3 pseudogenes are annotated in these 2,825 nt (G+C 61.1%); 1 reads left to right on the top strand and 2 read right to left on the bottom strand.

Annotated elements, in window-relative coordinates:
- Positions 1 to 534 precede the first annotated feature (534 nt).
- Positions 535 to 1,721, bottom strand: a pseudogene (locus tag O7A61_RS31800) (IS701 family transposase).
- Between the two features lie 75 nt (positions 1,722 to 1,796).
- A pseudogene (locus O7A61_RS31795) lies at positions 1,797 to 2,048 on the bottom strand (transposase); the annotation flags it as partial.
- On the opposite strand from O7A61_RS31795, the pseudogene O7A61_RS31790 reads away from it, so the two are divergent.
- A pseudogene (locus O7A61_RS31790) lies at positions 2,044 to 2,291 on the top strand (transposase); the annotation flags it as partial. The pseudogenes O7A61_RS31795 and O7A61_RS31790 overlap by 5 nt on opposite strands.
- Positions 2,292 to 2,825: the final 534 nt, after the last annotated feature.

The following is a 2,825-nucleotide window of genomic DNA, read 5'->3' as shown; positions in this document are numbered from 1 at the left end:
CTAAACAACGATATAAGAGTGGCGCTGGTGCGTAACCTGCGATTACGCGCCGCTGCTGCAACGTGCGAGCTGAGCGAGCCGCCGTGCTGTTTCAGCTCCGCCGTGGCAGGCCTGATCAGCGCGCCGCGGCTGGCAGCGGCCAGATGAACGGATTATCGGTCACTGCGTAGCTTGGCCCGATATTCCTTCGATGAGGTCATTGTGGGCCAGCATTTCCTCTCGACCCCGTCCGGCGCGGCCGCAAGGGCATTGGACGCGATGATCGATGATGCGATTGGCATCCTCAACTCATACCGCGGCTGTGGCTTTCATGCCCCGCCTTGGGGCCCCAGGCTTGCACAGATCCATCGCCCTAGTACTACAGTTGCGGATGTGGGCGCCGTTTGTAGTGGCAGATGGTCGCCGCAGCCTGATGTCGTCGTCGCCATAGCGACCAGGCGATGATGAAGGGCTTTTGTGTTGGTGGGAAGATGAAGATCCGGGCGAGGAGATAGCGGATCTCGGGGACGCTCGGGACGAGCGCAGCCATCCGGATCAGGCGGCAATTGGCTCCTTTGGACTCGTTTCGTTCGGTTTGCTCCATGCGCTGCGGCGAAGATCAGCCGATAGCTTGGAGAGGAACGCCAGGGCGGCCATGCACAGGCTCATGTGGCGATGCCATCCGTGCCAGGACCGAACCTCGCAATGATCAAGTCCGAGATCATCCTTGGCGTGCTCAAAGCACTCCTCGACTGCCCAGCGTAGACCGGCCACTGCCGCCAATTCGGCCAAGGAGGATCCGGGCGGCGCGAAGACCAGGTAGTAGGCTTTTTCTCCGGATGGAGATCGCTTGCGGCGGACGAGAAGCCAATGCTCGAAGCCCCCTTTCGACGTCCAAGGACGGCGGATGCGTGCCCAGTCGTAGAGCCGAGGCCCTTTGGCGCCTTCACCTGCCGCATGACAGACCCAGTCCTCGGGCGCGAGCTCGTTGGCCAATTCCTCGGGCGAGGTTTCCTCCAACCGACGATCCCCTCCACGACGCAGGAAGTGAGCGCCTCGAACCGCCAAGACATAGGGCTGCTCGCGAGCTTCCAACATCCGGCGAAGGCTACTGTCCGCCCCGTAGACAGCGTCGCCCAGAACGTAAGCGCACGGGACGCCTGCATCGAGCGCCGCCTCGATCATGGCGCGCGCCATCTTTGGTTTGGTCGCAAACTCGATCGTCTCTGGGATCGACGCCGTGGCACATCGCGCCCGATCCTTTGTCCAGCTCTCCGGCAGATAAAGGCGACGATCGACCAGCGCTTGGCCGTAGCGGCTCGCGTAAGCCAAGAACACGCCGACCTGGCTGTTCTCGATCCGCCCTGCCGTTCCCGAGTACTGACGCGCCACACCGGCGGAACGATCGCCCTTCTTCACAAATCCCGTCTCGTCGACGATAAGGACGCCATCCTCATCGCCCAGCGCCTCCACCACATAATCGCGAACCTCGTCTCGGAACCGATCAGCGTCCCAGTGGCTGCGCCCCAACAGCGACTGCATCCGATAGGGCCGCTCCGCTCTGGACTGCTCAGCCATCAGCCAGCCTGTCTTGCGCTCAATGCCGGAAAGAAGTCCGTCCAGGAAATCTGCGCCAGTCTCCCGCAGCTCCGCCGAGGAAGCACTCGTCCAATCCGTGCCTTCAGCGCTGTGAGTTCCTGCTCCCAAGCCAACAACGACCCTGACCACGAAGCGACAGACATGGTTCCCTCCATAACCTGCCGAAATGAATCAGAAAATTGAATGATCCGCAACGGTAGTACTAGAGCGGGATGAGATTAGTTTCCGTCATATCCGGAGTTTTCGAAGTAGTGTGAGCATTCTGTCGGTGTGATGCGGTTGAGGGTTTGGCCGATCGCGTCGCAGACGGTTTGGACGGTGCGGCTTGCGGCCTTTTTCAGCCAGTGCTTGAGTTTTGAAAAGAGCTGTTCGATCGGATTAAGATCGGGCGAGTATTTCGGCAGGAAGAAGAGCCTGGCGCCGGCGGCGCGTATTGCGCGGCGCACCGCCTTGCCTTTGTGCGAGCCGAGGACAAGGCAGTCCGGCACATGGCGCGGCAAGAGCTTCATCGGCGGCGGCAGAGCCGTGCGCGCGCCGTCCTCTTCATGGCTGCTCTCGTCGCCATCAGGCATAACCCCGTGCTCAAGGCCTTCCGCGATCGTCTCATCGCGGCCGGCAAGCCAAAGAGGGCCGCCATCGTCGCCACAATGCGAAAGCTCCTCACCATCCTCTACGCCATCATCCGGGACCAAAAACCATGGCAAACAACTTGACTGCCAAGACAGTCGCTCTCCCTGCCCCCATCATGCGGCGGCTCCGCGCCGACCGCAGAGAAGCGAGTGACCCGCGGGGCGACATGATCCGGAAAGAGACGGGAAAAGCTTGACCTCACCGACCCCAATCAGAGAGGCCTGCTAGAAGGTGGCTTCTTTCGTCAGACGCTGCAAATCACTACATGGATATCCCCATAGATTCAGGGATTTTTGTTCAAGGCGCGAGCAATTACGATCCTCTTCAGCCAAGGCGACGACGCTCCGGCCCGGTCTACAACGTCACATGGCGCATGCTGTACCGCAAACTACACTCGTGGGGACGACCTCAAGAGCGGGGCACAGCTACCTTTCACGAGGTGCAAGCAGTCGGCCAGTCCCCCGTATTCCGGCGCTCGAACTCAAGTGAGCGGATCGTGTCCCAGGGAGTGGTGTAGCTGACGGTTTGGTCGCCGCGCTCTCCGGCAAGGGGCCGGGATGATCAGCGTGCCACAGCTGGCAGGCTGATGAGGGGATCATCGCTCATTTGGCTGATGG

The organism is Mesorhizobium sp. Cs1321R2N1 (genome assembly GCF_037179725.1).
GTDB lineage: Bacteria > Pseudomonadota > Alphaproteobacteria > Rhizobiales > Rhizobiaceae > Mesorhizobium > Mesorhizobium salmacidum.
Note: the sequence above shows the minus strand (reverse complement) of the source record. Positions and strands in the feature narration are given on the sequence as shown.